The organism is Streptacidiphilus pinicola (genome assembly GCF_003258295.1).
GTDB lineage: Bacteria > Actinomycetota > Actinomycetes > Streptomycetales > Streptomycetaceae > Streptacidiphilus > Streptacidiphilus pinicola.
In genome coordinates, this window is the sequence record NZ_QKYN01000008.1 from 134,532 (window position 1) to 160,165 (window position 25,634).

A 25,634-nucleotide genomic window follows, 5' to 3' on the forward strand; every position below is an offset into this window, starting at 1 on the left:
CTGCGCCGGCTCGTCCGCGTGTTCAACTCCTGGAGGCAACGGCCCCGGTCGTTCAGCCGCGCGGCGGCCGGGGGAGGAAGCCGCTGGTGCGGGCCCGGTAGGCGGCGTAGCCCGGGCGGTCGGCCAGGTGACGCTCCAGCAGGGCCTTGCCGCTGCCCGCGGTCAGCAGGAAGGTCATGACCAGCGGGGCGACCAGCGTGGCGGCGGCGACGGGCAGGCTGGTGCAGGCCAGCAGGTACAGGCCCCACCAGACGAGGAAGTCGCCGAAGTAGTTGGGATGGCGCGTCCAGGCCCACAGGCCCCGGTCCATGATCGCCCCCCGGTTGGCCGGGTCGGCCTTGAACACGCGCAGCTGCCGGTCGCCGACCGCCTCGAAGCCGAACCCCGCCGCCCAGACCAACGCGCCCGCGACCGCGAGCGGACCGATCGCGCGCGGCGCGTAGCAGGCGGCCTGGACCGGCAGGGAGACCAGCCAGACCAGGCCGGCCTGCAGCAGGTAGACCATCCGCAGCGCGTACCCGTCCCGGCGGCCGCGACCTGGCCCGGCCTTGGCCAGCAGCCGCTCGTAGCGCGGGTCCTCGCCGCGGCCGCGGCCGCGCCAGGCGATGTGCACGGAGAGCCGCAGCCCCCACACCACCGTCAGCGCGGTGACGAGCGCGCGCCGTCCCGGGTCACCGTGCGCCTCCGAGCCCGCCAGGGCGCAGGAGGCCACTGCGACGGCCGCGAACGCGAGCCCCCAGGCGCTGTCCACGATCCGGTGCACGCCCTTGACCAGCGCCAGCGCGAACGTCGCCAGCATCACGGCCAGCGCGGCTCCCGCCGCCACGCCCAGGTTGACCGCGAACGCCGCCCACGGGAAGCCGCTCATGCCCGGCCCTCCCGGGTCAGCAGGATCTGCCGCACGTCCAGGTAGCCGGAGCGGAAGCCGGCCTCGGAGTAGGCGAGGTAGAGCGTCCACATCCGGCGGAACGCCTCGTCGAAGCCCAGCTCGGCCACCTGCGCGGCGTGTCCGGTGAACCGCTCGCGCCACAGGCGCAGCGTCTCGGCGTAGTGCGGCCCGAACCCGTCGGTCCCGCTCACGCGCAGCCGTGTGTGGGCGCGGGTGGCCTGGTCGATGGCCTCGTTGGAGGGCAGCATGCCGCCGGGGAAGATGTACTTGTGGATCCAGGTGTAGGTGCGCCGGGTGGCCAGCAGCCGGTCGTGCGGCATCGTGATCGCCTGCAGGGCCGCCCGGCCGCCGGGCGCCAGCATCGCGTCCAGCGTGCGGAAGTAGGCGGGCCAGTACCCGACGCCGACGGCCTCGATCATCTCCACGCTGACCACCGCGTCGAAGCGGCCGTCCCGCACCGGGTCGAGGCGCCGGTAGTCCTGCAGCCGTAGCTCCACGGCGTCCGCGAAGCCCGCCGCGCGCACGCGCTCGCGGGCCAGGTCGTACTGCTCCTGGGAGAGCGTCAGCGACAGCACGGTCGCACCGCGTCGGGCCGCGCGGACGCACAACTCGCCCCAGCCGGTGCCGATCTCCAGCAACCGGCTGCCGGGGCCGACCCCGGCCAGGTCCAGCAGCCGGTCGATCTTGGCGTGCTGCGCCTGTTCCAACTGCTCCCAGCGGGCCGGCAGCTGCGCGAAGACGGCGCTGGAGTAGGTGAGCGAGTCGTCGAGGAACAGCCGGAACAGTGCGTTGGACAGGTCGTAGTGGGCCCGGATGTTGGACCGGGAGGCTGCCTCGCTGTTGGCCCCGGCCGGCTGCCGGAGCTCCCACAGCCGGCGCAGCCGCTGGAGGGCGGGCGGGACCAGGGTGGTCAGCTGCTCGGCCATCACGGTCAGCGCGCCCGGCAGGTCGGGGGCGTCCCACTCGCCGGCCTGGTAGGACTCGCCGAAGCCGATCAGCCCGTCCTCGGCCAGCCGGGCGGTGAACGCGTCGGGGTCGTGCACCACCAGCAGCGGGCCGCCGCGCCCGAGGACCCGCTCGCCCATCAGCACCCGCAGCGGCAGACGGTCCAGCGCGCGGGTGATGACGGCGCGGGCGACGGCCGTCCGCGGCGGGCAACTGACCGGGACGCGCACGACGTCGGCCCAACGTTGCGGGTCGAGCCGCTCCCGCAGCAGCGGGGTCGGCGGGGTCTGCTGCAGAGTCACTTCATGCCCTCCTGGGGCTGGTGGCGGGGACGCGGCACGACGGGCAGTCCCCGCAGGCGGAGGCGGACACCGTGGAAGCGGATGGCGAGCGACCCCGCAAGCGGGGCGAGCGGGTGGCGCAGCGCCGCCGCGGCGAGGGCCCGGGGGGTGAGTGGTCGGGCCGTTCCCTTGACTGTGGCGGTGAAGGCCCGGGAGCCGTCGAGGTCGAGCCGCACGGTCAGGTCGAGCCGCTCGTCCGGCACCGGCAGCCGCATCCGGTAGCGGCCGGAGACGGGCAGGAACGGGGAGACGTGGAAGGCCTTGTCGGCGGTCGCGCCCCGGGCGGCCTCCGGGCCCAGCAGGTAGGCGTGGCGGTCGCCGTAGGTGTTGTGCACCTCCGCGACCACGTGGCCCAGCGAGCCGTCCGCGTCGTGGCACCAGTAGACGGTCAGCGGATTGAAGACGTAGCCGAGCACCCGGGCCTGGGTGAGCATCAGCACCCGCCCGGTCGGTGCCGCGGCGTCCTGCCCGGCGAGAAAGCGGTCCAGCGCGGCACGGATCGTCGGACCCCGTCCGTCGTAGTGGTCGCGGGCGCGGAAGCCCCCGAGCGGGCGCAGCAGGCGGGGCAGGCGCGGCAGAGCGTCGAGGTCGACGAGCCAGTAGTAGGTGCGGTGGTCCAGCGCGTACCGCTGCCGGGCGGTGCGGACGTGCCGCACGCGGCTGTCGTACAGCCAGGCCGGGGACGTGGCGCTCACCAGACCACCCCCAGGGCCGCCGCGGCCGCGACCCCGGAGCGGCAGCCGTCCTCGTGGAAGCCCCAGCCCTGCCAGGCGCCCGCGAACGCGCAGACGGACGTGTTCAGTTCGGGCAGCCGTGCCTGCGCGGCGACAGACTCGTGCGTGGAGACGGGGTGTTCGTACTCCATGCGGTCCAGCACCGTGGCCGGGTCCACCAGCGCGTCGCCGTTCAGCGTCACCAGGTAGCGGTCGGGGGTGTCCAGACGCTGCAGCCGGTTCAGGTCGTAGGTGACCTGGACCGCGCCGGCGTCCGCGTCGCAGGAGGGCAGCAGGTGGTTCCACGACGCCCGCGCGGCCCGGCTGCGCGGCAGTACGGCGGTGTCGCCGTGCAGCAGCGCGGGATTGCGGGAGGAGCGGAAGGCCCCCAGCACCTCCCGCTCGGCGGGAGTCGGCTCGTCCAGCACGGCGAGCGCCTGGTGCGGATGCAGGGCCAGCACGACGGCGCGGAACGAGCCGACCGCGCCGCGCGCGTCCTGGACCTCGGCGCCGTTCGCGTGGCGCACGACCCGGGTGACCGGCGTGCCCGGGCGGACCCGGTGCAGCTGCTTGGCGACGCGGCGCACGTACTCCTGCGAACCGCCGGTGACGGTGCGCCAGGTCGGCGAGCCGGTGACGGCGAGCATGCCGTGGTGGTCCAGGAAACGGAACAGGTGGCGCGCCGGGTAGGCCAGGGCCACCTCGCCCGGACAGGACCACACCGCGGAGACCACGGGCGTGAGGAAGTGGCCGACGAAGTACGACGAGAAGCCCTCGCGGAGCGCGAACTCGCCGACCGTCGGATCCGTGGGACCGGGGGGCGTCGCCAGCAGCCGCCGGGCCCGGCGGTGGAACGCCGGGACCTCCGTCAGCATGCGCAGGTACCGCCGGTCGCCGGCCCGGCGCGGCTGGGCGAACAGGCCGCGCGGCCCCCTGGCTCCCGCGTACTCCAGGCCGCAGCCCTCGCACCGCACCGACATGCTCATCTCCGACTCCTGCGTGGCCACCCCGAGCTCGGAGAAGAGCCGCAGCAGGTTCGGGTAGGTGCGCCGGTTGTGCACGATGAACCCGGTGTCCACGCACTGCGGCACGCCGCGGGTGTCGACGAGGTCGTGGGTGTGCGCGTGCCCGCCGAGGCGGTCGTCCGCCTCGAACAGCGTGACGTCGTACCGCCGCCGCAGCACGTGCGCGGCGGTCAGCCCCGCGACGCCACTGCCCACCACCGCGACCTGTTCCCGTCGTCCCACCGCGACCCCTCCGCCTCTCGTCGACTCATCCGCACCGGGTATTCGGAGCCGTCGCGGACGCGGACGGGTGGTTCCGCCAAGAAATCCCGCTCGGACACCCGTCCGGCGGCCGAGCGGCTGCGAAGAAGGAGCACGAGGATGGATGCGGGCCGACCGGCGGCCCGCCCGACGCAGAGGACGTGGGAGCGCCGTGGACGGACCGCGCAGCACCAGGAGGGGCGGGGGCTCCGATCCCACGTTCCTGGGCACGCCGTCGACGCCGGGGCAGCGGCCGGAGGCGCTGCTGCTCCAGGTGGCCAAGGGAGACCAGGACGCCTTCGCCGCCCTGTACGACCACATCGCCGCGCCGGTGCTCGGCATCGTCCGCAGCGTGCTGCGCGACCCGGCCCAGTCGGAGGAGGTCGCGCAGGAGGTGCTGGTCGAGGTCTGGCGCACCGCGGCGCGGTTCCGGCCGGAGCGGGGCAGTGCGCTCACCTGGACGCTGACCATCGCGCACCGCCGCGCCGTGGACCGGGTGCGCAGCGCCCAGGCCGCCACCGACCGCGAGCACAAGGCGGCGCTGCTGGAGCAGACCCCGGCCTACGACGAGGTCAGCGAGGCGGTCGACCGCCGGCTGGAACGTGAGCACGTGCGGCGCTGCCTGGAGGCGCTCACCCAGACCCAGCGCGAGTCGGTGGTGCTGGCCTACTACCGGGGCCTGACCTACCGCGAGGTCGCGCAGCTGCTGGCGGTGCCACTGGGCACGGTCAAGGCGCGGATGCGCGACGGCCTGATCCGGATGCGCGACTGCCTGGGGGTGACGGCATGACCGGCGCCGATCTGCACACGCTGGCCGGGGCGTACGCGCTCGGGGCCCTCGACGACGCGGAACGCGACGCCTTCGAGCGGCATCTGGCCGATTGCGAGTCCTGCGCGGTGGAGGTGGCCGAGTTCCGGGCCACCGGCGCCCGGCTGGCCCTGGCCGCCTCGTTGACGCCGCCGCCGGAGCTGAAGCGGCAGGTGCTGGCCCACATCGCCGAGATCCGGCAGGACGCGCCCGAGGTCGAGCCTGTGCCGTCGGCCGAGGCCGAGGCCGGGGCTGGGGCCGGAGCCGGGGCCGGGGTTGAGGCCGGGCTGCCCGCGTCGCGGGTCCGCACCGAATCCTCCCGGGCGCGGCGGGCCGCTCGTTTCGCGCTCGCCGCGAGCGTCGCGGCCGCCGTCGGACTCGGCGGGGTCGCGGTGTGGCAGTACGACCGCGCCCAGAACGCCCACCACCAGGCCCAGCAGGCCCAGGCCGACGCGGCGCGGATCGCTGCGGTCCTGGCCGCCCCCGACGCCCACGCGGTGGTCGGCGCGGTCGGCGGCCCGGCCCAGGGCGCCCGAGCCACCGTGGTCAGCTCGCACAGCCAGGACCGGGCCGTCTTCCTCACCGCCGGGCTGCCGGAGCTCCCGCACGGCCAGACGTACCAACTCTGGTTCGACGACGCGGGCGTGATGCGACCCGCGGGCCTGGTCGCCCCCGGCGCCACCGACCAGACCGTCCTGCTGCGGGGACCGATCGCCCGGGCCTCGGGCATGGGCATCACCGTCGAACCTGCCGGCGGCTCGCTGCACCCGACCAGCGCGCCCATCGCGCTGATGCCGTTCGCCGCGACGTGACGACGGCGGGGGAACGGGATCAGTGCCAGTCGCTGATCCGGACGTCGCGCGGCGCGGGGTCGCCCTTTCCGGTCTCCAGCAGCTGCTTGAGGCTCAGCAGGAAGCTCGCCCACTTGGTGCTGCAGTGGTACATGAACTCCACCGGCTCGCGCCAACCCTCGTGGCGGAACAGGACGATGGTCCACTCGTCGTGCTGCTTGAGGTCGAAGCGGATCCGGGTGCCGATCCACTCCTCCGGGCCGTCGACGACCTCCCACAGGACGAGTTCGCCCGGCCGGGTGTCCAGGACCTTCATGTCGAAGCCGCCGACCGGGAAACGGAACCGGAGGACGCCGTCGACGTCCGTGGTGTCCTCGGTCCACCAGGCGGCCAGGCCGTCGACCTCGGTGAGGGCCGCGTAGACGCTCTCAGGGGAGGACACGGCCCCGATGCGGTGCAGGATGTCTGCCATGACGATCACTCCTTGATCAGCTGTTTCAGGTGTCGGTGCGGTTGTCCCGGGTGAGCTGGATGGCCTCGGCGATCCGCTTGATGCGGCGCAGGCGGGCGTCCCAGGCGGCCCCGACGGAGGCCAACTGGGCGACCGCGCGGGCGAACTGGGCCTCGTCCACGGCGTATATCCGCTCCCGGCCCGAGGGTGTGGCGTGCACCAGCCCGGCCCGGTCCAGCACGCCGAGGTGCTTCGCGACGGCCTGGCGGGTGACGGGCAGCCGCTCGCTGAGCGTGGTCGCCGTGCCGCCGCCGTCGGTCAGCAGTAGGTCGAGCATCCGCCGCCGGATCGGGTCGCCCACCGCGGACCAGAGCTCGTCGTCGACGGTGACGCTCACGGGGTCTGCACCAGCCCGGCGACGTAGGGTGCGAGCCGGGGCAGGTAGTAGTCCCAGCCGCTGACGTGGTCGTTGTACTGCTCCTCGAGCAGGGCGGCCTCCCAGCCCCGCTCCCGGAACCCGGTCTCGGTCATGCGCAGCAGCGTGCCCGCGCCGGCGGAGACCAGGTCGAAGGTGATCAGCAGGGAGTTGCCGGCCGCCGCGATCTCGCCCTCCTCGTAGACCCAGCGGAACGAGAACCGCTTGGGCGGGTCCGCCTCGACCACCGTCAACGGGCAGATGGTGGCGTCCGGCGACGTGCCGTCGCCGAAGGTGAGGGTCCCGGTGGCCCCGGGTACCGGCTCCAGGTCGGCGTCGTCGGGCCACCAGCCGCGCAGGTGTTCCGGCGTGCTGACGACCTCGTAGACCACCTCGGGCGTCGCGTCGACGTGGATCTCCCGCTCGATGCTGCCGAACTCCATGGCGCCTGTCCTCACTCTCGCAACCTTTGGTTGCACATCACTGTACGTCGGCTCTCGCGGATGTGCAACCAAAGGTTGCTCGTATGGGAGGCGTGGGGCCCGGCCACCCATCCGCCCCGGCTTCGGCGCCGAATCAGAGACGTGAGCAGATTGCGCAACGCGGTGACGGGAGCGGCCATCGGCCTGGGGTCGGGCGCGGTGGCCGTCGCGGTCGGGGATCTCGTCGCCGCGTTCACCGGCCCGGCGAGTGCGCCGGTCCTCGCGGTGGGGTCGGCGGCGATCGACCTGACGCCGACACCGCTGAAGGACTGGGCGGTCCAGCACTTCGGCACCCACGACAAGACGGTGCTGCTGAGCGGGATCTACGCCACCCTGGCGGTCCTGGCCGTGCTGGCCGGTCTGCTCGCGCTGCGCCGGTTGTGGGCGGGTGTCGCGGTGTTCGCGCTCTTCGCCGGACTCGGGATGTGGGCGGCGTCCTCGCGGGGCGTGGCGCTGCCGCCCTCGGCCGTCGCCGGGCTCTCCGGTACGGCGGCCCTCGCCCTGCTGGTCCGGCTGGCGCGGCCGTCGCCGCGCCCCCGCGAGGCGGGCGAGGCCCCGGTCTCCGGGGCCGCGCCGACCCGCGACCCAGGGAGCCCGACCCCAGGACCGCCGACCTCCCGGCTCCCGACCTCCGAGCCTCGTTCCTCCGGGCCTCGGACCCCCGCGGCCCGGGGTGTGATGGGCCGTCGTGGATTCCTGGTGGCGCTGGGCGCGACAGCGGTCGGCGTCGCGCTGACCGAGACCGCCGCGCGTGCGCTCACCACCGCCCGCTACAACGTGGCCAAGGCCCGAGCCGCGCTCCGGCTCCCCGCACCCGTCACGCCGCTGCCGCCCGTGCCCCCCTCGGCGCATCCACCGGTGGCCGGGTTGAGCTCCTTCACCACCTCCAACTCAGGATTCTACCGCGTCGACACCGCCCTGACGGTGCCTCAGGTGCCACCGTCCGGCTGGACCCTGCGCGTGCACGGCCTGGTCGACCGCCCGCTCGTGCTCACCTTCGACCAACTGCTGCGGCGCCCGCTGCGCGAACTCGACTACACCCTGTCCTGCGTCTCCAACGAGGTCGGCGGGCCCTACGTCGGCACCGCGCGCTGGCTCGGCGCGTCCCTGCCGGACCTGCTGCGCGAGGCGGGCGTGCGGCGCGGCGCGGAGCAGCTGGTGGGGCGCTCGGCCGAGGGCATGACCATCGGCACGCCGGTGGAGCTCGTCCTGGACGGGCGCGAGGCGCTGCTGGCGGTCGGCATGAACGGCGAGCCGCTGCCGACCGCCCACGGATTCCCCTGCCGCTCGCTGGTACCGGGCCTGTTCGGCTACACCTCGGCCACCAAGTGGCTGGTCGACCTGGAGCTCACCACCTTTGCCGCCCTGGACCCGTACTGGGTGCGCCGCGGCTGGGACCGCACCGGCGTGGTGCGCACCGCCTCGCGGATCGAGGTCCCCGCGCCGTTCGCCCGTGTGCCGGCCGGTCCGGTCACCGTGGCGGGTACGGCGTGGGCCACCCACCGGGGCGTGGCGGCCGTCGAGCTGCGCGTCGACGGCGGTTCCTGGCAGCAGGCGCGACTCGCCGCCGACGTGGGCCCCGACGTCTGGCGCCAGTGGACCTGGACCTGGGACGCCGCCGCCCCGGGCCCGCACACGCTCGAGGCCCGGGCCACGGACGGCACCGGCGCGGTGCAGCCCGAGACCCGCACCCCTCCCTTCCCCTCCGGCGCGACGGGCTGGCACAGCACCGTCGTCACCGTCACCTGAACACCACGAGAGAGTGAAGTGATCACCATGGCTGTGACCTCGTACCGCACCTCCCTGCTGGCCGTCGCGGCGGCCGCCGCGCTCGCGGCGACGCTGTCGGCGTGCAGCAGCAGCGGCGGTTCCACCAGCAACTCCGTCGGCAGCCCGGCCGCGGCAAGCAGCGCCGCGGCCACGTCCGGCTCCGCGATGGCGCCGTTCGGCTCCGCCTGCTCGGCCGTGCCGTCCAGCGGCGCCGGGAGCTTCGCCGGCATGGCGCAGGACCCCGTCGCCACCGCCGCCTCGCACAATCCGGCCCTGTCCACCCTGGTGACCGCGGTGGAAAAGGCGGGGTTGGTCGACACCCTCAACTCCGCCAAGGACATCACGGTGTTCGCGCCGACCAACGCCGCCTTCGCGAAGATCCCCACGGCGACACTCGACTCCGTCCTGAACAACAAGGCGGAGCTCACCAAGATCCTCACCTACCACGTGGTCCCCGGCCAGCTGAGCCCGAGCCAGCTCGCGGGGACGCACAAGACCCTGGAGGGCAGTGACCTGACGGTCAGCGGCTCCGGTGAGTCGTTCACCGTCAACGGCAACGCGATGGTCGTCTGCGGCAACGTGCACACCGCCAACGCGACCGTCTACATCGTCGACACGGTGCTGATGCCGAAGTCCTGACGCCCCGTCGGGGCGGTTCAGCGGCGCGCGTGGCCCGCGGCGGGCTCCGGTCCCAGGAGCCCGTCCAGCGCTCGTCCGAAGACGAGCCGGGCCACGCGCGCCACCAGCGGGTCGAGCGCGGCCGGAACGCCGCGGACGCGGATCTCCTCCACCCACAGCGCCTCGGCGCCGCCCTCCGCCTCCGCGCACACCCGCAGCTCGGCCCACCCGCGCACGATCCGCCCCCGCTTCTCCAGCCGACAGAGCCCCTCGCGCCCCCGGGTCGGCGGCGTGAGCACGACGATCTCCATCGGGTCGTCGAAGCCCACCGGGCCGAGCGCGGTGCGCGCCAGCACGACGTCACCGACGGCGCGGCCCGTGCCGCGGGCGGGTCCCACGTCGGTGAACGGAATCCTCTCCCCGTGCCGGGACCAGTCGGTCAGCCGCTCCCAAGTATCGACAGGCCCGAGACGGGAACGACGGCTCAGCAGGAAGACGGCCATACCGTCAGGCTAGAGCCCGACGCCGCGCCGGTCCCGGAACCTCTCCCGCGCGGCGTCGGGAGCCACCAGCGGTTCGGGGTAGTCGAGTTCGGCGCGCAGGGCGGTGGGGAGCCGCCAGGGCTCGTGGATCGCCGGGGCGGAGAGGCGGGCGAGTTCCGGGAGCCAGTGGCGGATGTAGGAGCCGTCGGGATCGTAGCGCTTGGACTGGGTGACGGGGTTGAGGACGCGGTTGGGGCGGGTGTCCGTGCCGGTGCCGGCGACCCACTGCCAGTTGAGCTGGTTGTTGGCCACGTCGCCGTCGACCAGTAGGGAGAGGAAGTGCCGGGCACCCTCGCGCCAGTCGAGGCGCAGGGTCTTGCACAGGAAGCTCGCGGTGACCAGGCGGGCCCGGTTGTGCATCCAGCCCTCGGCGCGCAGCTGCCGCATGCCCGCGTCCACGAGTGGGTAGCCGGTGCGGCCGTCCTGCCAGGCCCGGAGCTCGTCCGGTGCCTCGCGCCAGCGGTCGTGGCGCGGGCGGTAGTCGGCGTGCGCGGCGTCCGGACGGGCTGCGAGGACCTGGCCGTGGAAGTCGCGCCAGGCGAGCTGGCGTTCGAACGCGGCCGCGCCCGGCGTGCCGGACCGGCGGGCGCGGTGGACCAGCTCGGTGGGGGAGACGCAGCCGAAGTGCAGGTCGGGGGAGAGGCGCGAGGTGAGGTCACGGGCCAGGGCGTCGTGCTCGTCCTCGTACGCGTCCAGGTGGCCGCCGAGCCAGTCCCGCATGCGCGCCCGCGCCCGCGCCTCCCCGCCGGCGGCGAGCCGCGGGGAGAGCAGCGCCGCGTGCGGGCGGGGCGGGAGGCCCTCGGAGGCGGGCTCCTCCGGGGTCAGCAGCAGGCGCGGCGGGGGCAGCGGCCGCCGCAGCGGGACCCCGGTCCAGCGGCGCAGGTAGGGCGTGAACACGGCGTAGTGGTCCGAGCCCGACGGCGTGACCGCGCCGGGTGCGACGGCGGCGAGCACGCCCTCGTGAGCCACGACGCGCGCCCCCAGAGCGCCGACGGCGGCCCGTAGCCGCGCATCGCGCGCCCGGGCGAACGCGCTGTGGTCGGCCGCCAGATGCACCTCGGCCGCGCCGGTCTCGGCCACCAGCCGGGCGACCACCTCTGCGGTCGCGCCGCCGCGCACCACCAGCCGGCTGCCGCGGTCGCGCAGGGTCGACTCCAACGCGGCCAGGCAGTCGTGCAGGTAGGCGAGCCGGTTGGGCGCGGCGAACCCCGCCGCCGCGACGGCGGGATCGGCGACGAAGACGGGCAGGACCTCCTCGCGCCCGCCCGCCGAGGCGGCGAACAGCACCGGCTGGTCCGCGACGCGCAGATCGCGGGTGAACAAGCAGATCCGAACCGTCATCCCGCGCGTCCTCCGTGCCGCCGCCGTCGGGATCAGTCCGGCATGGGCGCGGACGCGTCGGCGACCCGCATCGATTCCGCATCGTCGCGGACGGCCCGGTAGTAGGTGACCTGCCCGAGGAGCGGGTGGCGCCGGGAGGCGACCACGGTGCAGTGGAGGCCGGCCGCGCCCAGGACCCGCGCGAGGCTGTCGCCGGCGCCGCCGGAGGCGGCGGCGAAGTGACCCGACTTCATCATCCGTCCGGCGAGACGGCCGTGCAGGCCGTGGGCCGAGCCGGAGAAGTCCACGAGGTGCAGGCTGCCGCCGGGCCGCAGCACGCGTCGCACCTCGGCGGCGGCCGCGGCCTGGATGTCCTCGTCGAGGTGATGGAACATCAGGGCGGACAGCACCCGGTCGAAGCTCGCGTCGGGGTGGTCCAGGCGCTGTGCGTAGCCGCGCTCGAACCGGATGCCGTCCAGGCCGTGCGCCTTGCGCTCCGCGCGGGCCAGGGCCAGCGGGTCCGGGTCGGAGCCGACGAGCTCGATGCCCGGACGGGACCGCTTCGCCCGCAGGGCGAGGTTGCCGGTGCCGCAGCCGATCTCCAGCACGCGCTGTCCGTCGGCGAGCCCCGCCTGGTCGAGCAGAGTGCGGTGCAGCTCGCCCGCGCCCAGCAGGGCGGTGAGCCGGTCGTAGAAGGGGAGGAAGGCGTCCCGGCCGGCCGCGGGCAGGTAGTCGTGGCGCGGGGTCGCAGCCTTGCCGTGATGCTGGGTGGAATGCTGGGTGGGATGAATTTTCGCCATGTCCTTCATGGTGATCCTGCGCTGTCCTGCGCAGTCGACGGATTCTCGGCAGAAGTAGGACTATCTTCGGTGGTATGACCGAGATGGCGAGGGCGGTCCGGCTCCGGGCGGGCGTGCCCGTCTACCGCTACCGGACGGACCCGGCGACGCCGCCGGTCTCCGTGCTGCGCTTCGACCCGGTCCAGCCGCCCGGACACGGGCGTCGCCACATCCACGACTTCCCGGTGCTCATGTACGTCGAGAGCGCCGGACCGGCCGGGCGGCCTGGTCTGCTCGGACCGGTCGCGGACGGGGACGCCTTCGTGGTGGCACCGGGCACGGTCATCGACCCGACCGAGGTGGCCGGCTTCGCAGCCGGGCGCGGGGTGTTCTTCGACCCCGCCGCGCTCGGCGGCGAGGAGCAGGCGCCGTGGTCCTCCTGGCGGGCGCATCCGCTGCTGCTGCCGTTCCTGCACCGGATCCCGGGCGGACTGCTGCGCCTCGCGGTGCCGCCCGCGCGCCGGCCCGTGTGGGCGGGGACGATCGACGCGATCGAGGCCGAGCTGGCCGGCCGCGAGGACGGTTTCCGCCAGGCGGTGCTGGCACAGCTGACCTTGCTGCTCGTCGACGTCGCGCGGCTGGCCACGGACGTCGTGGGCGACCTGCGGCGCAGCAACGAGCCGCTGCTGGCCGAGGTGTTCGACGTGATCGAGCGGCGCTACACCCGACCGCTCTCGCTGCGGGACGTCGCCGACAGCATCGGTCTGACCCCGGGGCACCTGACCACGGTGGTGCGACAGCGCACCGGGCGCACCGTCGTCGACTGGATCACCGAACGGCGGATGGCCGAGGCCCGGCGCCTGCTGAGCGGGACCGACCTCCCCGTCGCGGAGATCGCCCGCCGGGTCGGCCTGCCGGACGCCGGGTACTTCGCCAGGGTCTTCCGCGCGGGTCACGGCACGAGCCCGCGAGCCTGGCGCCAGGCGATGCACGGCTGAGCCACGAGCATGGCTGCGCCACAAGAGTGGTCCCGCTTCCCGGCGTTCGGGTGACCCGGCGGCGTGGGACGCGCGAGGCCGAGCGGGCGGGGATCAGGCTGAGCGGTGGACACGGCGTGCGGCCGGAGCGGCCGGAGCGGTACGACGCGGTGCCCAGGAGGAGGCCCGTGTGGAGATCCTGCTGCTGGCGTCCGCGTTCAACAGCCTCACCCAGCGCGTCTTCGCGGCGCTGCGGGACCGGGGGCACGCGGTCGCGGTGGAGCTGGCCCTGAGCGACGCGGCCGTGCGCGAGGCGGTGACCCGGCTGGCACCCGAGCTGGTGATCGCCCCGATGCTGAAGTCCGTCGTCCCCGAGGACGTCTGGTCCACCGTTCCCTGCCTGATCGTGCATCCGGGACCGCTGGGCGACCGCGGTCCTTCCTCGCTCGACCGGGCCGTGCAGGAGGAGTGCGCCGAGTGGGGCGTGACGGTCCTGCAGGCGGAGGCGGAGATGGACGCCGGGCCCGTCTGGGCCACCGCCGCCTGCCCGCTGCCAACGCGCGGCAAGAGCGACCTGTACCGCGGCGAACTCGCGGACACCGCCCTGGACGCTGTGCTGCTGGCCGTCGAGCGCTTCGCCTCCGGCGGCTACCGCCCGCTGCGGCAGGACACCCCCGACGTGGCCGCCCGGGTGCGGGTCCGGCCGCTGCTGCGGCAGGACGAGCGCCGCATCGACTGGCGGCGGGACACCACCGCCGAGGTGCTGCGCCGGCTGCGGGCCGCCGACTCGCAGCCGGGCGTGCTGGACGAGATCGGCGGGGCGCAGTGGTTCCTGCACGGCGGGCACGAGGAGGATCTGCTGCGCGGCGCCCCGGGCGAGCTGCTGGCGTCGCGCGCGGGCGCGATCTGCCGGGCGACCGTCGACGGCGCCGTGTGGATCCCGCAGCTGCGCGCCCGGCGCCGCCCCGGCGGGCCGCCCCCGTTCACCCTGCCCGCCACGCTCGCGCTCGCCCTGGCGCTGCGTGACCGGACCGAGCGGCCGCTGCCGCTGCCGGAGTCGTCCGTGCCGCTGGAGCTCGGGCCCGAGCGCCGCACCTGGAGCGACATCCGCTACCAGGAGGTCGGCGACGTCGGGCTGCTCTGGTTCTCCTTCCCGGCGGGCGCGATGAGCACCCATCACTGCCGCCGGCTGCTCACCGCCTACCGCGAGGCCTGCCGGCGGCCCACCTCCGTCCTGGTGCTGGGCAGCCGGCGGGACTTCTTCAGCAACGGCATCCACCTGAACGTCATCGAGGCCGCCCCCGACCCCGCCGCGGAGTCCTGGGCCAACATCAACGCCATCGACGACCTGGTCGAGGCGGTGCTGACGACCACCGACCGGCTGGTCGTCGCGGCGCTCGGCGGCAACGCCGCCGCCGGCGGGGTGATGCTGGCCCAGGCCGCGGACGAGGTCTGGTGCCGGAGCGGCGTGCTGCTCAACCCCCACTACCGGCTGATGGGGCTCTACGGCTCCGAGTACTGGACCTACTCGCTGCCGCGGCGGGTCGGGCCGGGGGAGGCGGAGCGGCTGCTGACGGCGGCCCTGCCGGTGCGCGCCGAGCGCGGCCAGGACCTGGGGCTGGTCGACCGGGTGCTGGAGTGCGGCCCGGAGGAGTTCGCCGGCTCCGTCATCCGGTCGGCGCAGCGGCTGGCCGCGAGCCCGGGTTGCCAGGCCCGGGCGGCCCGCAAGAAGGCCGAACTGGACCTGGTCGAGGCCGAGAAGCCGCTGCACGTGTACCGGGACGAGGAACTCGCCCGGATGCACGCCGTCTTCTTCGACGCCGCCCACCCGTACCACGCGCTGCGCCGCGCATTCGTGCGCAAGGAGCGGCCGACGGCGACGCCCGAGCACCTGCGGGACTACCACCGGTTGGCCGTGGCCACGTCACCCTGACGGCCCCACCTCGGCGCGCGCCGCGGCGTGGCGCACGTTATCCATGAGGCAGGACGCCGTTGTCTGGCTCTGTAGTGACCTTCCCCATTGGAGGCATCCATGTCGGATGCGCAGACTTCCACCGCCACGGCGGGCCCCGGCGCCGCCGAGGACGAGGCCCCGATTCACATTCTCTGGATCAACGCAGGCCTGAGCTGTGACGGCGACTCGGTCTCGCTGACGGCCGCGACCCAGCCCAGCATCGAGGAGATCGCGCTGCGCGCGCTCCCCGGGCTGCCGAAGATCGCCGTGCACTGGCCGCTGATCGACTTCGAGTGCGGCCCGGTGCAGGGCGCCGACGCGTTCATCGAGTGGTTCTTCAAGGCGGACCGCGGCGAACTCGAGCCCTTCGTCCTGGTCGTCGAGGGATCCATCCCCAACGAGTCGATCAAGCCCGAGGGTTACTGGTGCGGCTTCGGCGACGACCCCGCCACCGGCCAACCCATCACCACCAGCGAGTGGCTGGACCGGCTGGCCCCCAAGGCGCTGGCGGTCGTGGCCATCGGCACCTGTGCCACCTACGGCGGCATCCACGCCATGGAGGGCAACCCGACCGGCGCCATGGGCGTGCCCGACTACCTGGGCTGGAACTGGAAGTCCAAGGCGGGTATCCCGATCGTGTGCGTGCCCGGCTGCCCGATCCAGCCCGACAACTTCGCCGAGACGCTGACCTACCTGCTCTACCAGGCCACCGGCGCCGCGCCGATGATCCCGCTGGACGACAAGCTCCGGCCGACCTGGCTCTTCGGCGCCACCGTCCACGAGGGCTGCGACCGGGCCGGCTACTACGAGCAGGGCGACTTCGCCACGACCTACGACTCGCCCAAGTGCCTGGTCAAGCTGGGCTGCTGGGGCCCGGTGGTGCACTGCAACGTGCCCAAGCGCGGCTGGATGGACGGCATCGGCGGCTGCCCCAACGTCGGCGGCATCTGCATCGGCTGCACCATGCCGGGCTTCCCGGACAAGTTCATGCCGTTCATGGACCAGCCCCCCGGCGGCAAGATCTCCTCGACCGCCAGCGGCATCTACGGCGCGGCCATCCGCAGGCTGCGCGCCGTGACCATGAAGACGGTCGACCAGGAACCCAAGTGGCGGCACACGGGCGAGAAGCTGACGACGGGTTACCGCAAGCCCTGGTAAGGGCAGTTCATCCGACCCATCCGACCGACTAGGGAAAGAGCGAACACCACCATGGCGGCAGACGGACTGCTGGAGATGTCCTGGGACCCGATCACCCGGATCGTGGGCAGCCTGGGCATCCACACGAAGATCGACTTCAAGCAGAAGCGGGTCGCCGAGTGCTACAGCACCTCGTCCGTCTTCCGCGGCTACAGCGTCTTCATGCGCGGCAAGGACCCGCGCGACGCGCACTTCATCACCAGCCGCATCTGCGGCATCTGCGGTGACAACCACGCCACCTGCTCGGTGTACGCGCAGAACATGGCCTACGGCGTGAAGCCCCCGCACCTGGGCGAGTGGCTGATCAACCTCGGCGAGTCCGCCGAGTACATGTTCGACCACAACATCTTCCAGGAGAACCTGGTCGGGGTCGACTACTGCGAGAAGATGGTCAAGGAGACCAACCCCGGCGTGCTGGAGCTGGCCGAACGCACCGAGGCCCCGCACGCCGGCGACCACGGGTACAAGACCATCGCCGACATCATGCGCTCGCTGAACCCGCTGGAGGGCGAGTTCTACCGCGAGGCCCTCCAGGTCTCGCGCTACACCCGGGAGATGTTCTGTCTCATGGAGGGGCGCCACGTGCACCCCTCCACCCTCTACCCGGGCGGCGTCGGCACCGTCGCCTCCGTCCAGCTGATGACCGACTACATGAGCCGGCTGATGCGCTACGTCGAGTTCATGAAGCGCGTCGTCCCGCTCCACGACGACCTCTTCGACTTCTTCTACGAGGCGCTCCCTGGCTACGAGGAGGTCGGCCGCCGCCGCGTGCTGCTGGGCTGCTGGGGCGCGCTGAACGACCCGGAGTACTGCGACTTCACCTACCGCAACATGACCGACTGGGGTCGGCGCATGTTCGTCACGCCGGGTGTGGTGGTCGACGGCAAGCTCGTCACCAACGACCTGACGCAGATCAACCTGGGCATCCGGATCCTGCTCGGCAGCTCCTACTACCAGGACTGGGAAGGCCAGGAGCAGTTCGTCACCCACGACCCGCTCGGCAACCCCGTCGACCCGCGGCACCCGTGGAACCAGCACACCATCCCGGCACCGCAGAAGCGGAACTTCGACGACAAGTACAGCTGGGTCATGTCCCCGCGCTGGTTCGACGGCACCGACCACCTGGCGCTCGACACCGGGGGCGGCCCTCTCGCGCGCCTGTGGTCCACCGCGCTGTCCGGCCTGGTCGACATCGGCTACGTCAAGGCCACCGGCCACAGCGTGGTCATCAACCTGCCCCGGACGCTCACCAAGCCGGAGACCACCTTCGAGTGGAAGATCCCGCAGTGGAGCAACGCGCTGGAGCGCAACCGGGCCCGCACCTACTTCCAGGCCTACGCGGCCGGCGTCGCCCTGCACGCCGCCGAGAAGGCACTGGTGGAGATCCGCGCCGGACGCACCTCGACCTGGGAGAAGTTCGAGGTGCCGGACGAGTCCATCGGCTGCGGCTTCACCGAGGCCGTGCGCGGCGTGCTCTCGCACCACATGGTGATCCGCGACGGCAAGATCGCCAACTACCACCCCTACCCGCCGACGCCGTGGAACGCCTCCGTGCGCGACAGCTACGGCACGCCCGGCCCCTACGAGGACGCGGTGCAGAACACGCCCATCTTCGAGGAGAACCCGCCGGACAACTTCAAGGGCATCGACATCATGCGCGCGGTCCGCAGCTTCGACCCGTGCCTGCCCTGCGGCGTGCACATGTACGTGGGCGGCGGGAAGACCGTGCAGAAGATGCACGTCCCGACGGGCCTGAGCGGTCTGGCCGGATGACGGCCACCCCGGCCTCGCCGCAGCAGACCGCCGCGCGCGTCGAGGAGTTGCTCGACCGGCTCGCCGCGCAGGATCCCGCCGCGGCCGCGACGGCGGAGGAACTGGTCCGGGCGCTGATGGAGTTCTACGGCGCGGGCCTGGCCCGCGCCGTGGGCCTGCTCTCGGGACGTTCCGGCGCCCCGCTGTCCGCGCTGCTGGACGACGAGGTCACGGCCGGGCTGCTGGTCCTGCACGAACTGCACCCCGACGACCTGCCCACCCGCGTCGACCGGGCGCTGCGCGCTTCCGGCGCGGGCTCCCTGGAGATCGCCGAGCTGGACGCGACGGCAGGGCGATTGACGCTGCGTCAAGTCGACGACGGCGCGCACGGCTGCGGCTGCCCCAGCACCAACGCGGCGCTGCGGGAGCAGGTCGAGGCCTCGCTCTCCTGCTTCGCGCCCGAGCTCACCACCGTCGAGATCGCGACGGCCGAGCGCGGGCCGTCCCTCCTGCAGATCGGGATCCGCCCGGGCGCACCGGCCGCGGCCACGGAGGCACGGTGAGCGCCGGGCTCCGGCGCTTTGTGGCGCCGCGGCCCGTGGCCGTGGAGCGGTGTGAGTTGTGTGGGGTCCCCGTCGCGGGCGGGCATCGGCATCTGGTCGACGTCGAGCGGCGGGCGCTCGCCTGTGCGTGTCCGGCGTGCGCGGCGCTGTTCGACCGGGACGGGGCCGGCGGCGTCAAGTACCGGTCCGTGCCGCGACGTTACCTCGCCGATCCGGTCGCCCCATTGGGCGAGGACGCCTGGGCGCTGCTGCGCATCCCCATCGGCGTCGCGTTCCTGCTGTGGAACTCCGCCCTCGGCCAGGTCGTCGCCTGCTTCCCCGGCCCCGCCGGGGTGACCGAGAGCGAGATCGACGACGACGTGTGGCAGCGGTTCGCCGCCGCCACCCCGCTCGCGGCGGAACTGCGCCCGGACGTCGAGGCGTTGCTGATCCGCCGGACCGGCGGACACCGCGACTGCCACCTGGTGCCGGTCGATGCCGCGTACGAACTGGTGGGTCGGATGCGGATGTTCTGGCAGGGCTTCGACGGGGGCGCCGAGGCGCACGCCGAACTCGACGCGTTCTTCGCGGAGGTGGCCCGGCAGGCCCGTCCGCTCACCCGGGTGAGGGAGGCCGGGGCGTGAGCGGCGGCGGACTGGACTTCGTCTGTCTGGGCGTGCGCGCCGAGCCCTACGCCGTCGGGCCGACCCTGGTGTTCCGCATCCGGGTCACCGCCGGAGGCGAGGACCGGCGGGTCCACGCGCTCGCGCTGCGCTGCCAGTTCCGCGTCGAACCCGCCCGGCGCGGCTACGACGACACCGAGGCCGAGCGGCTCGGCGACCTCTTCGGCGAGCGCGAACGCTGGGGCCGCAGCCTCAACCCGCTGCAGTTCGCCCAGGTCTCCGTCGTCGTCCCCGGGTTCGACGGCAGCACCGAGGTGGAGCTGCCGGTGCCGTGCAGCTACGACACCGACATCGCCGCGACCCGCTACTGCGAGGCGCTGGCCGACGGCGAGGTGCCGCTGCTGCTGCTCTTCTCCGGCACGGCGTTCCGCGGGCCCGGCGGCTTCCAGGTCGAGCCGGTGCCCTGGCACAAGGAGGCCCGCTGCGGTCTGCCGGTGGCCGTGTGGCGGGAGATGATCGAGCAGCACTTCCCCGGCTGCGGCTGGCTCCGGCTGCCCCGCGACGTGCTGGACGCCCTGCGCGCCTACCGCTCCCGCCACGCCCTGCCGTCCTGGGAGGCCGCGGTCGAGCAGTTGCTCACGCACGCCGACGAGTCCCCGCGCCTGCTGACCTCCGAAGGGAGTCCCACGTGACCACCATCGCCGCCGGGCCCTGCTTCGACACCGCCCGCGAGGTCGCCGACGCGGTGCTGTACGAGGGCTACGTGCTCTACCCGTACCGCGCCTCCTCCGCCAAGAACCGGATGCGCTGGCAGTTCGGCGTGCTGGTGCCGCCCGCCTACGGGCTCGACGTCGGCGAGCACGCCTGGCACCGCACCGAGTGCCTGGCCGAGCCCCGCGCGGACGCGGAACTCGTCGCCCAGGTGCGGTTCCTGCACACCCAGCGGCGGACCGTGCAGAGCGCGGGGCCGCACCGCTCCTTCCGGACCGTGGACCGGCTCGAGCTGCCCGACCGGGTGCTGGTGCCCTGGGACGAGGGCGTCGAGGAGGCGGTCGAGTTCCGCGTCCCGATCGCCGAGCTCTGCGCGGCCCACAACAAGGCCGTCGCGTTCCCGTTCCGCCGCCCGGCCACCGAGGAGACCGAGGACGTCCGCGACGAGGCGGGGCAGCTGGTGGGCCGGCTGGTGCGGCGGCGCGCCCAGGTCGACGGCGTGCTGCGGCTGTGGGCGGTCGAACTCCCAGGCCCCTGCCGGGTGGTGCGGCTGCGTGCGGTGGTGGAGAACACCGGCGAGTGGTGCCCCGGTCTGGGCCGGGCCGCGGACCGGGAGGCGGCCCTGCCGCACGCGCTGGTCTCCGCCCACCTGCTGCTCGGCCTCACGGCCGGCTCCTTCGTGTCGATGACCGACCCGCCCGAATGGGCGGCCCCGGCCGTCAAGGAGTGCCGCAACGAGCGCACCTGGCCGGTGCTGGCCGGCGTGGACGGACGCGCGGACGTGGTGCTCTCCTCCCCGATCATCCTGGAGGACCACCCCAGGATCGCGCCGGAGAGCTGTGGCACCCTGTACGACGCCACCGAGATCGACGAGATCCTCGCGCTGCGCACCGCCGCCCTCACCGACCAGGAGAAACGCGAGGCCCGCGGCACGGACGACCGCGCCGCGGCAGTTGTCGACCTCGCCGACTCGCTGCCCCCGGAGATCTGGGAGCGGCTGCACGGCGCGGTCCGCTCGCTGCGTGAGGTGACCGACGGGCCGCCCGTGCTGGTCACCCCGGGCGAGGAGGACGCGGCGCTCGCCGACCTGATGACGCCCCAACTGCCCTGGTGGGACCCGGCGGTGGACGCGAGTGTCGACCCCGGGACGGACCGCGTCCTCGTCGACGGCACGCCCGTCGGCGCGGGCAGCCGGGTGCGGCTGCGCCCGGGCCGGCGGCGCACCGACGCCCAGGACCTGTTCCTGCAGGACGCCCCAGCGCTGGTCGAGGCGGTGATCCAGGACGTGGACGGCGTCGTCCACCTCGCCGTGACGCTCGACGACGACCCGGGCGCGGACCTGCGCCGGGCCCAGGGCCGGTTCCTCTACTTCCAGCCCGACGAGGTGGTCCCGGTGGAGGCCCGATGAGCGCGCGGCAGGCCCCCCGGCGCACGCTGGTGGCCGGGCTCGGCAACATCTTCCTCGGCGACGACGGCTTCGGCGTCGGCGCCGCCGCGCTGCTCGCCCGGTGCGAACTGCCGCCCGGCGTCGAGGTCGTGGACATCGGCGTGCGCGGCGTCCACCTCGCCTACCAACTGCTCGACGGCTACGACACCGTCGTGCTGCTCGACGCGACGGCCCAGGGCGGCGCGCCCGGCACCGTCTACCTCATCGACCACGCCGAGACCGCCGTCCCGGAGACCGTGCTCATCGACGGGCACCGGATGACGCCGGACGCCGTCCTGGCGCTGCTGGTCACCCTCAGCGACGGCACGGACGGCACGCGTCCGGGCCGGATCGTCGTGGTCGGCTGCGAACCCGCCTCGCTGGAGGAGGGCATCGGGCTGAGCGACCCGGTCGCCGACGCCCTCGACGAGGCCGTGGCCGTCGTGCTGCGGGTCCTCGCCGAGGACGCCGCGACCGCGACCGTGCCCGTGAACTGACGGACCACCATCCAGAGCGACCGAGGAGGTGCACATGTTCAAGCTCTTCTGCGGGATGACGCTGCTCGCGTTGGCCGGGATCGTCGCGGCCAACCTGCCCGACATCAAGCGGTATCTGAAGATGCGCACGATGTGAGCGCGTCCGAACGGTGGACCCACCGGGGTCCCTGACGGCGTGGCGGAGCCGGTGGCCCCGCCCGCCGTCCTGTAATGGCAGGGCCGCCGGGGCCCGCCCCCGTCGCGGCACCGGGAGGGCACCATGCACGAGATGTCGATCGCACTGGCCGTCGTCGGCCAGGTCGAGACGGCGGCGCGCGTGGTGGCCGGGGACGACACCGGTGCGTCCGCGCCCAAGGCTCGCAGCGTGACCCTCCGGGTCGGCGAACTCGCTGGTGTGGTGCCGGACTCGCTCCGCTTCTGTTTCGAACTGGCCTGCGCCGACAGCCTGCTGGTTGGCGCCGAGCTGCACGTCGAGACCGTGGCGGGCCGGGCCCGCTGCGCCCCCTGCGACGCCGACTGGGCCACCGGACTGCCGCCCGACCTGTGCTGCCCGCGCTGCGGCAGCGGCGCGAGCCAACTGACCGCCGGGCGGGAACTGGAGATCGCCGAGGTGCGCTGGGGCCAACCGGCGCGCACGGCAACCCCGAAGGAGGACTGAGCCCGTGTGCCGTGTGACCGAGCTGCAGCAGGCCGTGCTCGCCAAGAACGACCACCGAGCCGACGAGCTGCGCGCCCGGCTCGCCGCCCGCGGCACCACCGTCGTCAACCTCCTGTCCAGCCCCGGCAGCGGCAAGACCGCGCTGCTGGAGGCGGAGTTGAAGCTGGCGTGTGAGCGCGGCGTCCCCGTCGCCGCGCTCACCGCCGACCTCGCCACCGAGAACGACGCCACCCGGCTCGCCCGCTCCGGCGCGCCGGTCAAGCAGGTGCTCACCGACGGACTCTGCCATCTGGAGGCCGACATGCTGGCCGCCCAACTGGACGGCTGGCTGCCCGAGGCGACGCGTCTGCTCTTCGTCGAGAACGTGGGCAACCTGGTCTGCCCCGCCTCCTACGACCTCGGCGAGACGCTGCGGGTGGCGCTCGCCTCGGTCACCGAGGGGGAGGACAAGCCGCTGAAGTACCCGAGCGCCTTCGGCCTGGCCCATCTGGTGGTGGTCACCAAGGCGGACCTGGCCGAGGCGGTGGAGTTCGACTGCGCGGGCTTCCTCGCCAACGTGCGGCAGGTCAACCCGGGCGTCGAGGTGGTCTTCACCTCCGCCCGGCGCGGGGAGGGCGTGGGCGCCCTGCTGGACCGGGCGGTGGCCGCGCACGAGAACGGCGGACCCGCGCACCGTCCGGTGATGGCCACGGGGCCGCAGCGCCACGGGCACCCGCACCACCACCACGTGCACGAGCACGCCCACTGACCGCACGGCCACCGAGAGCACCGAGGCCGCCATGACCGCTCCCACCACCGTCCCCGCCGAGCGTCGCCGCGTCACCGTGCAGGGCGTGGTGCAGGGCGTCGGCTTCCGTCCCTACGTCTTCGGCCTCGCCCGCGAACTGCGGCTGACCGGCTACGTCAGCAACACCTCCGAGGGCGTCGTCGCCGAGGTCGAGGGCGCGCGGGCGGCGGTCGCAGCCTTCTGCGCGCGGCTCGGGCCGGAGGCACCGCCGCTGGCCGTCGTCCAGTCGGTCCGTGACGAACCGGTCGCGCCGCGCGGTGACGCCGAGTTCACCATCGAGGCCTCGCGCGGCGGCGGAGCGCGCCGCACCCTGGTCTCACCCGACACGGCCACCTGCGCGGCCTGCCTCGCCGAGCTGCGCCACCCGGACGACCGCCGCCACCGGCACCCCTTCGTCACCTGCACGCACTGCGGGCCGCGCTTCACCATCGTCACCGGCCTGCCCTACGACCGCGCCAACACCACGATGGCCGGCTTCCCGATGTGCGCGCGCTGCGCCCGGGAGTACGGCGACCCGACCGACCGGCGCTTCCACGCCCAGCCGGTGGCCTGCCACGACTGCGGCCCCCGGCTGCGGCTGCTCGTCGACGCCCCCGACGGACCGGTCGAGCGCTCCGGCGACCCGGTCGCCGGAGCGCGGCGGCTGCTCGCCCAGGGGGCCGTCGTGGCGGTGAAGGGGCTGGGTGGCTACCACCTGGCCTGCGACGCGGCGAACCCGACGGCCGTCGCGGTGCTGCGGCACCGCAAGGCGCGCGGAGCGAAGCCGTTCGCGCTGATGGCGGCCGAGCCCGACGAGATCGCCGGACTGGTGCACCTGGGCCCCGAGGAGCGGGCGCTGCTGACGGGGATGCGGCGTCCGATCGTGCTGCTGCGCCGCCGACGGGAGGTGGACGAGCAGGCGCGCTCCCTCGTCGCCGACGGTGTCGCGCCCGGCAGCCCCGACCTGGGCGTGATGCTGCCCTACACGCCCGTCCACCACCTGCTGCTGGGCCTGCCCGGCGACGCCCCCGGGCCGCGGCTGCTGGTCATGACGAGCGGCAATCTGGGCGGCGAACCGATCGTCACCGACGAGGCCGAGGCGTTCGACAGGCTCGCCCCACTCGCGGACGCCTGGCTCACCCACGACCGGCCGATCCATGTGCCCTGCGACGACTCGGTGGTGCGCGTCGTCGACGGCGAGGAGCTGCTGGTGCGCCGCTCGCGCGGCTACGCGCCCTTCCCCGTCGCGTTGCCGTTCACGGTGGCGCCGACGCTGGCGGTGGGCGGGGACCTGAAGAACGCCCTCTGCCTCGGCCGCGACCGCAGCGCCTGGCTCTCCGCGCACATCGGCGACATGGACGACCTGGCCACCCTGGCCGCGTTCGAGCGCGCCGAGCGGCAGTTGGAGTCGATCAGCGGCGTCGCGCCCGCGCGGCTCGCCGCCGACGCCCACCCCGCCTACCGCTCCGCCGGCTGGGCCCGTCGCAACGCCGGCACCCGTCCGCTGCGCACCGTCCAGCACCATCACGCCCACATCGCCTCCGTGCTCGCCGAGAACGGCTGGGACGGCTCGGTCCCGGTGCTCGGTGTCGCCTTCGACGGCACCGGCTACGGCCACGACGGCACGGTGTGGGGCGGCGAGTTCCTGCTCGCCGACTACGACGGCTTCCGCCGCCTCGCCCACCTCGCCGAGGCGCCGCTGCCCGGCGGCGACGCGGCCGTCCACCGCCCCTATCGGATGGCCCTGGCCCACCTGCACGCGGCCGGACTGCCCTGGACCGCCGGGCTGCCCTGCGTCGACGCCTGCGCCGAGGACGAACGGCGGGTGCTGGCCCGGCAGCTGGAGCTCGGCCTCAACTGCGTGCCGACCTCCAGCGCGGGCCGGCTCTTCGACGCCGTCTCCGCCCTCGCGGGCGTCTGCCAGCGCGCCCGCTACGAGGCCCAGGCCGCGATCGAGCTGGAGGCGGCCGCCTGCGCCTGGGACGGCCCCGCGCCCGAGCCCTACGCGTTCCACCTGAGCGAAGACCCCGACACGCCGTGGCGTCTCGACCCCGCGCCGGTGCTGCGCGCCGTCGTCGCCGACGTCACCGCGGGCACGGGCGCGCAGCTGATCGCGGCCCGGTTCCACGCGGGCCTCGCCGGCGCGGTGCGCGAGGTCTGCGGGCGGCTGCGCGAGCGGACCGGCGTCGGCACCGTCGCGCTCAGCGGCGGGGTGTTCGCCAACGCGCTGCTGCTGACGGCCTGTCTGCACGGCCTGCGCGCGGACGGCTTCACGGTGCTGCGGCACCGCCTGGTACCGCCCAACGACGGCGGACTGGCCCTCGGCCAGCTCGCCGTCGCGGGCCGGCTCTGAACTCTGAACGGCCCTGTTCAGCGGATGATGCGAAGCGAGGGAGAACAGC

The 25,634-nt window shown here is 74.0% G+C and carries 27 protein-coding genes; 17 read left to right on the forward strand and 10 right to left on the reverse strand.

What is annotated here, in order from left to right:
• Positions 1 to 52: 52 nt before the first annotated feature.
• From DN069_RS02075 to DN069_RS02090, 4 genes are read right to left on the reverse strand one after another with little or no spacing between them, the layout of a single operon-like run.
• The gene (locus tag DN069_RS02075) at positions 53 to 868 is read right to left on the reverse strand and encodes a DUF1295 domain-containing protein (protein WP_111498942.1); all 816 of its coding nucleotides are present in this window, start codon (positions 866 to 868) and stop codon (positions 53 to 55) included.
• Positions 865 to 2,136 (reverse strand): SAM-dependent methyltransferase, encoded by a 1,272-nt coding sequence (locus DN069_RS02080; protein ID WP_111498943.1) that lies wholly within the window; start codon positions 2,134 to 2,136, stop codon positions 865 to 867. Before DN069_RS02080 ends, DN069_RS02075 begins: the two co-directional genes overlap by 4 nt.
• Entirely contained in the window at positions 2,133 to 2,873 is a 741-nt protein-coding gene (locus DN069_RS02085; protein WP_424556239.1) for a DUF1365 domain-containing protein, read from the reverse strand. Before DN069_RS02085 ends, DN069_RS02080 begins: the two co-directional genes overlap by 4 nt.
• On the reverse strand, positions 2,867 to 4,135 hold the full coding sequence (locus DN069_RS02090; protein WP_207892024.1) for an NAD(P)/FAD-dependent oxidoreductase: 1,269 nt from the start codon (positions 4,133 to 4,135) through the stop codon (positions 2,867 to 2,869). The genes DN069_RS02085 and DN069_RS02090 overlap by 7 nt, the downstream gene beginning before the upstream one ends.
• A 241-nt stretch (positions 4,136 to 4,376) precedes the next feature.
• Here DN069_RS02090 and DN069_RS02095 point away from each other — a divergent pair, with 241 nt between their 5' ends.
• The gene (locus DN069_RS02095; RefSeq protein ID WP_243638847.1) at positions 4,377 to 4,943 is read left to right on the forward strand and encodes a sigma-70 family RNA polymerase sigma factor; all 567 of its coding nucleotides are present in this window, start codon (positions 4,377 to 4,379) and stop codon (positions 4,941 to 4,943) included.
• On the forward strand, positions 4,940 to 5,773 hold the full coding sequence (locus DN069_RS02100; RefSeq protein ID WP_111498945.1) for an anti-sigma factor: 834 nt from the start codon (positions 4,940 to 4,942) through the stop codon (positions 5,771 to 5,773). The genes DN069_RS02095 and DN069_RS02100 overlap by 4 nt, the downstream gene beginning before the upstream one ends.
• Positions 5,774 to 5,792: 19 nt before the next feature.
• On the opposite strand, the gene DN069_RS02105 is transcribed toward DN069_RS02100, so the two are convergent.
• Genes DN069_RS02105 through DN069_RS02115 form a run of 3 tightly spaced genes read right to left on the reverse strand, consistent with a single transcriptional unit; the run spans position 5,793 to position 7,061 of the window.
• Entirely contained in the window at positions 5,793 to 6,224 is a 432-nt protein-coding gene (locus DN069_RS02105; RefSeq protein ID WP_111498946.1) for an SRPBCC family protein, read from the reverse strand.
• A 25-nt stretch (positions 6,225 to 6,249) separates the two neighbouring features.
• Complete coding sequence (locus tag DN069_RS02110) at positions 6,250 to 6,600, reverse strand: ArsR/SmtB family transcription factor (RefSeq protein WP_111498947.1); 351 nt, start codon at positions 6,598 to 6,600, stop codon at positions 6,250 to 6,252.
• Positions 6,597 to 7,061, reverse strand: a complete 465-nt coding sequence (locus DN069_RS02115) for an SRPBCC family protein (protein WP_111498948.1) — start codon at positions 7,059 to 7,061, stop codon at positions 6,597 to 6,599. The genes DN069_RS02110 and DN069_RS02115 overlap by 4 nt, the downstream gene beginning before the upstream one ends.
• A 141-nt stretch (positions 7,062 to 7,202) precedes the next feature.
• Here DN069_RS02115 and DN069_RS02120 point away from each other — a divergent pair, with 141 nt between their 5' ends.
• Together DN069_RS02120 and DN069_RS02125 are read left to right on the forward strand one after the other, a co-directional pair.
• Complete coding sequence (locus tag DN069_RS02120) at positions 7,203 to 8,849, forward strand: molybdopterin-dependent oxidoreductase (protein WP_341538431.1); 1,647 nt, start codon at positions 7,203 to 7,205, stop codon at positions 8,847 to 8,849.
• Positions 8,850 to 8,876: 27 nt separating this feature from the next.
• On the forward strand, positions 8,877 to 9,509 hold the full coding sequence (locus DN069_RS02125) for a fasciclin domain-containing protein (protein WP_111499044.1): 633 nt from the start codon (positions 8,877 to 8,879) through the stop codon (positions 9,507 to 9,509).
• Between the two features lie 17 nt (positions 9,510 to 9,526).
• Here the strand turns inward: DN069_RS02125 and DN069_RS02130 are convergent, their stop codons facing one another.
• The 3 genes from DN069_RS02130 to DN069_RS02140 are packed head-to-tail and all read right to left on the reverse strand — an operon-like array spanning position 9,527 to position 12,150.
• On the reverse strand, positions 9,527 to 9,991 hold the full coding sequence (locus tag DN069_RS02130) for an SRPBCC family protein (protein ID WP_111498950.1): 465 nt from the start codon (positions 9,989 to 9,991) through the stop codon (positions 9,527 to 9,529).
• A gap of 9 nt (positions 9,992 to 10,000) precedes the next feature.
• Positions 10,001 to 11,371 (reverse strand): cryptochrome/photolyase family protein, encoded by a 1,371-nt coding sequence (locus tag DN069_RS02135; protein WP_111498951.1) that lies wholly within the window; start codon positions 11,369 to 11,371, stop codon positions 10,001 to 10,003.
• A gap of 32 nt (positions 11,372 to 11,403) precedes the next feature.
• Positions 11,404 to 12,150: a class I SAM-dependent methyltransferase gene (locus DN069_RS02140; RefSeq protein WP_111499045.1), complete on the reverse strand. Its 747-nt coding sequence runs from the start codon at positions 12,148 to 12,150 to the stop codon at positions 11,404 to 11,406.
• A 74-nt stretch (positions 12,151 to 12,224) separates the two neighbouring features.
• Here DN069_RS02140 and DN069_RS02145 point away from each other — a divergent pair, with 74 nt between their 5' ends.
• The 13 genes from DN069_RS02145 to hypF all read left to right on the forward strand — a co-directional run bounded on the left by DN069_RS02145 (position 12,225) and on the right by hypF (position 25,585).
• Complete coding sequence (locus tag DN069_RS02145; protein WP_111498952.1) at positions 12,225 to 13,127, forward strand: helix-turn-helix transcriptional regulator; 903 nt, start codon at positions 12,225 to 12,227, stop codon at positions 13,125 to 13,127.
• A 169-nt stretch (positions 13,128 to 13,296) separates the two neighbouring features.
• Positions 13,297 to 15,039, forward strand: a complete 1,743-nt coding sequence (locus DN069_RS02150) for a hydrogenase maturation protein (RefSeq protein ID WP_111498953.1) — start codon at positions 13,297 to 13,299, stop codon at positions 15,037 to 15,039.
• Positions 15,040 to 15,138: 99 nt separating this feature from the next.
• Positions 15,139 to 16,218 carry an NADH-quinone oxidoreductase subunit B family protein gene (locus tag DN069_RS02155; RefSeq protein WP_111498954.1) on the forward strand — a complete coding sequence of 360 codons (1,080 nt, stop codon included), beginning with the start codon at positions 15,139 to 15,141 and terminating at the stop codon, positions 16,216 to 16,218.
• 51 nt (positions 16,219 to 16,269) lie between these two features.
• Positions 16,270 to 18,030: a nickel-dependent hydrogenase large subunit gene (locus DN069_RS02160; RefSeq protein ID WP_111498955.1), complete on the forward strand. Its 1,761-nt coding sequence runs from the start codon at positions 16,270 to 16,272 to the stop codon at positions 18,028 to 18,030.
• Positions 18,027 to 18,572: a hypothetical protein gene (locus DN069_RS02165; RefSeq protein ID WP_111498956.1), complete on the forward strand. Its 546-nt coding sequence runs from the start codon at positions 18,027 to 18,029 to the stop codon at positions 18,570 to 18,572. Before DN069_RS02160 ends, DN069_RS02165 begins: the two co-directional genes overlap by 4 nt.
• The gene (locus tag DN069_RS02170) at positions 18,569 to 19,195 is read left to right on the forward strand and encodes a DUF5947 family protein (protein ID WP_111498957.1); all 627 of its coding nucleotides are present in this window, start codon (positions 18,569 to 18,571) and stop codon (positions 19,193 to 19,195) included. The genes DN069_RS02165 and DN069_RS02170 overlap by 4 nt, the downstream gene beginning before the upstream one ends.
• Positions 19,192 to 19,866, forward strand: coding sequence for a DUF6084 family protein (locus DN069_RS02175; protein ID WP_243638843.1), 675 nt, complete (start codon positions 19,192 to 19,194; stop codon positions 19,864 to 19,866). Before DN069_RS02170 ends, DN069_RS02175 begins: the two co-directional genes overlap by 4 nt.
• Complete coding sequence (locus DN069_RS02180; RefSeq protein ID WP_111498958.1) at positions 19,863 to 21,293, forward strand: hypothetical protein; 1,431 nt, start codon at positions 19,863 to 19,865, stop codon at positions 21,291 to 21,293. The genes DN069_RS02175 and DN069_RS02180 overlap by 4 nt, the downstream gene beginning before the upstream one ends.
• Positions 21,290 to 21,808, forward strand: coding sequence for a hydrogenase maturation protease (locus DN069_RS02185; RefSeq protein ID WP_111498959.1), 519 nt, complete (start codon positions 21,290 to 21,292; stop codon positions 21,806 to 21,808). Before DN069_RS02180 ends, DN069_RS02185 begins: the two co-directional genes overlap by 4 nt.
• Before the next feature lie 34 nt (positions 21,809 to 21,842).
• Positions 21,843 to 21,944, forward strand: coding sequence for a DUF6893 family small protein (locus DN069_RS42745; protein ID WP_424556234.1), 102 nt, complete (start codon positions 21,843 to 21,845; stop codon positions 21,942 to 21,944).
• A 123-nt stretch (positions 21,945 to 22,067) separates the two neighbouring features.
• Positions 22,068 to 22,466, forward strand: coding sequence for a hydrogenase maturation nickel metallochaperone HypA/HybF (locus tag DN069_RS02190; RefSeq protein ID WP_111498960.1), 399 nt, complete (start codon positions 22,068 to 22,070; stop codon positions 22,464 to 22,466).
• A gap of 4 nt (positions 22,467 to 22,470) precedes the next feature.
• The gene (gene hypB, locus DN069_RS02195; RefSeq protein ID WP_111498961.1) at positions 22,471 to 23,214 is read left to right on the forward strand and encodes a hydrogenase nickel incorporation protein HypB; all 744 of its coding nucleotides are present in this window, start codon (positions 22,471 to 22,473) and stop codon (positions 23,212 to 23,214) included.
• 31 nt (positions 23,215 to 23,245) lie between these two features.
• On the forward strand, positions 23,246 to 25,585 hold the full coding sequence (hypF, locus tag DN069_RS02200; RefSeq protein WP_111498962.1) for a carbamoyltransferase HypF: 2,340 nt from the start codon (positions 23,246 to 23,248) through the stop codon (positions 25,583 to 25,585).
• Positions 25,586 to 25,634 lie beyond the last annotated feature (49 nt).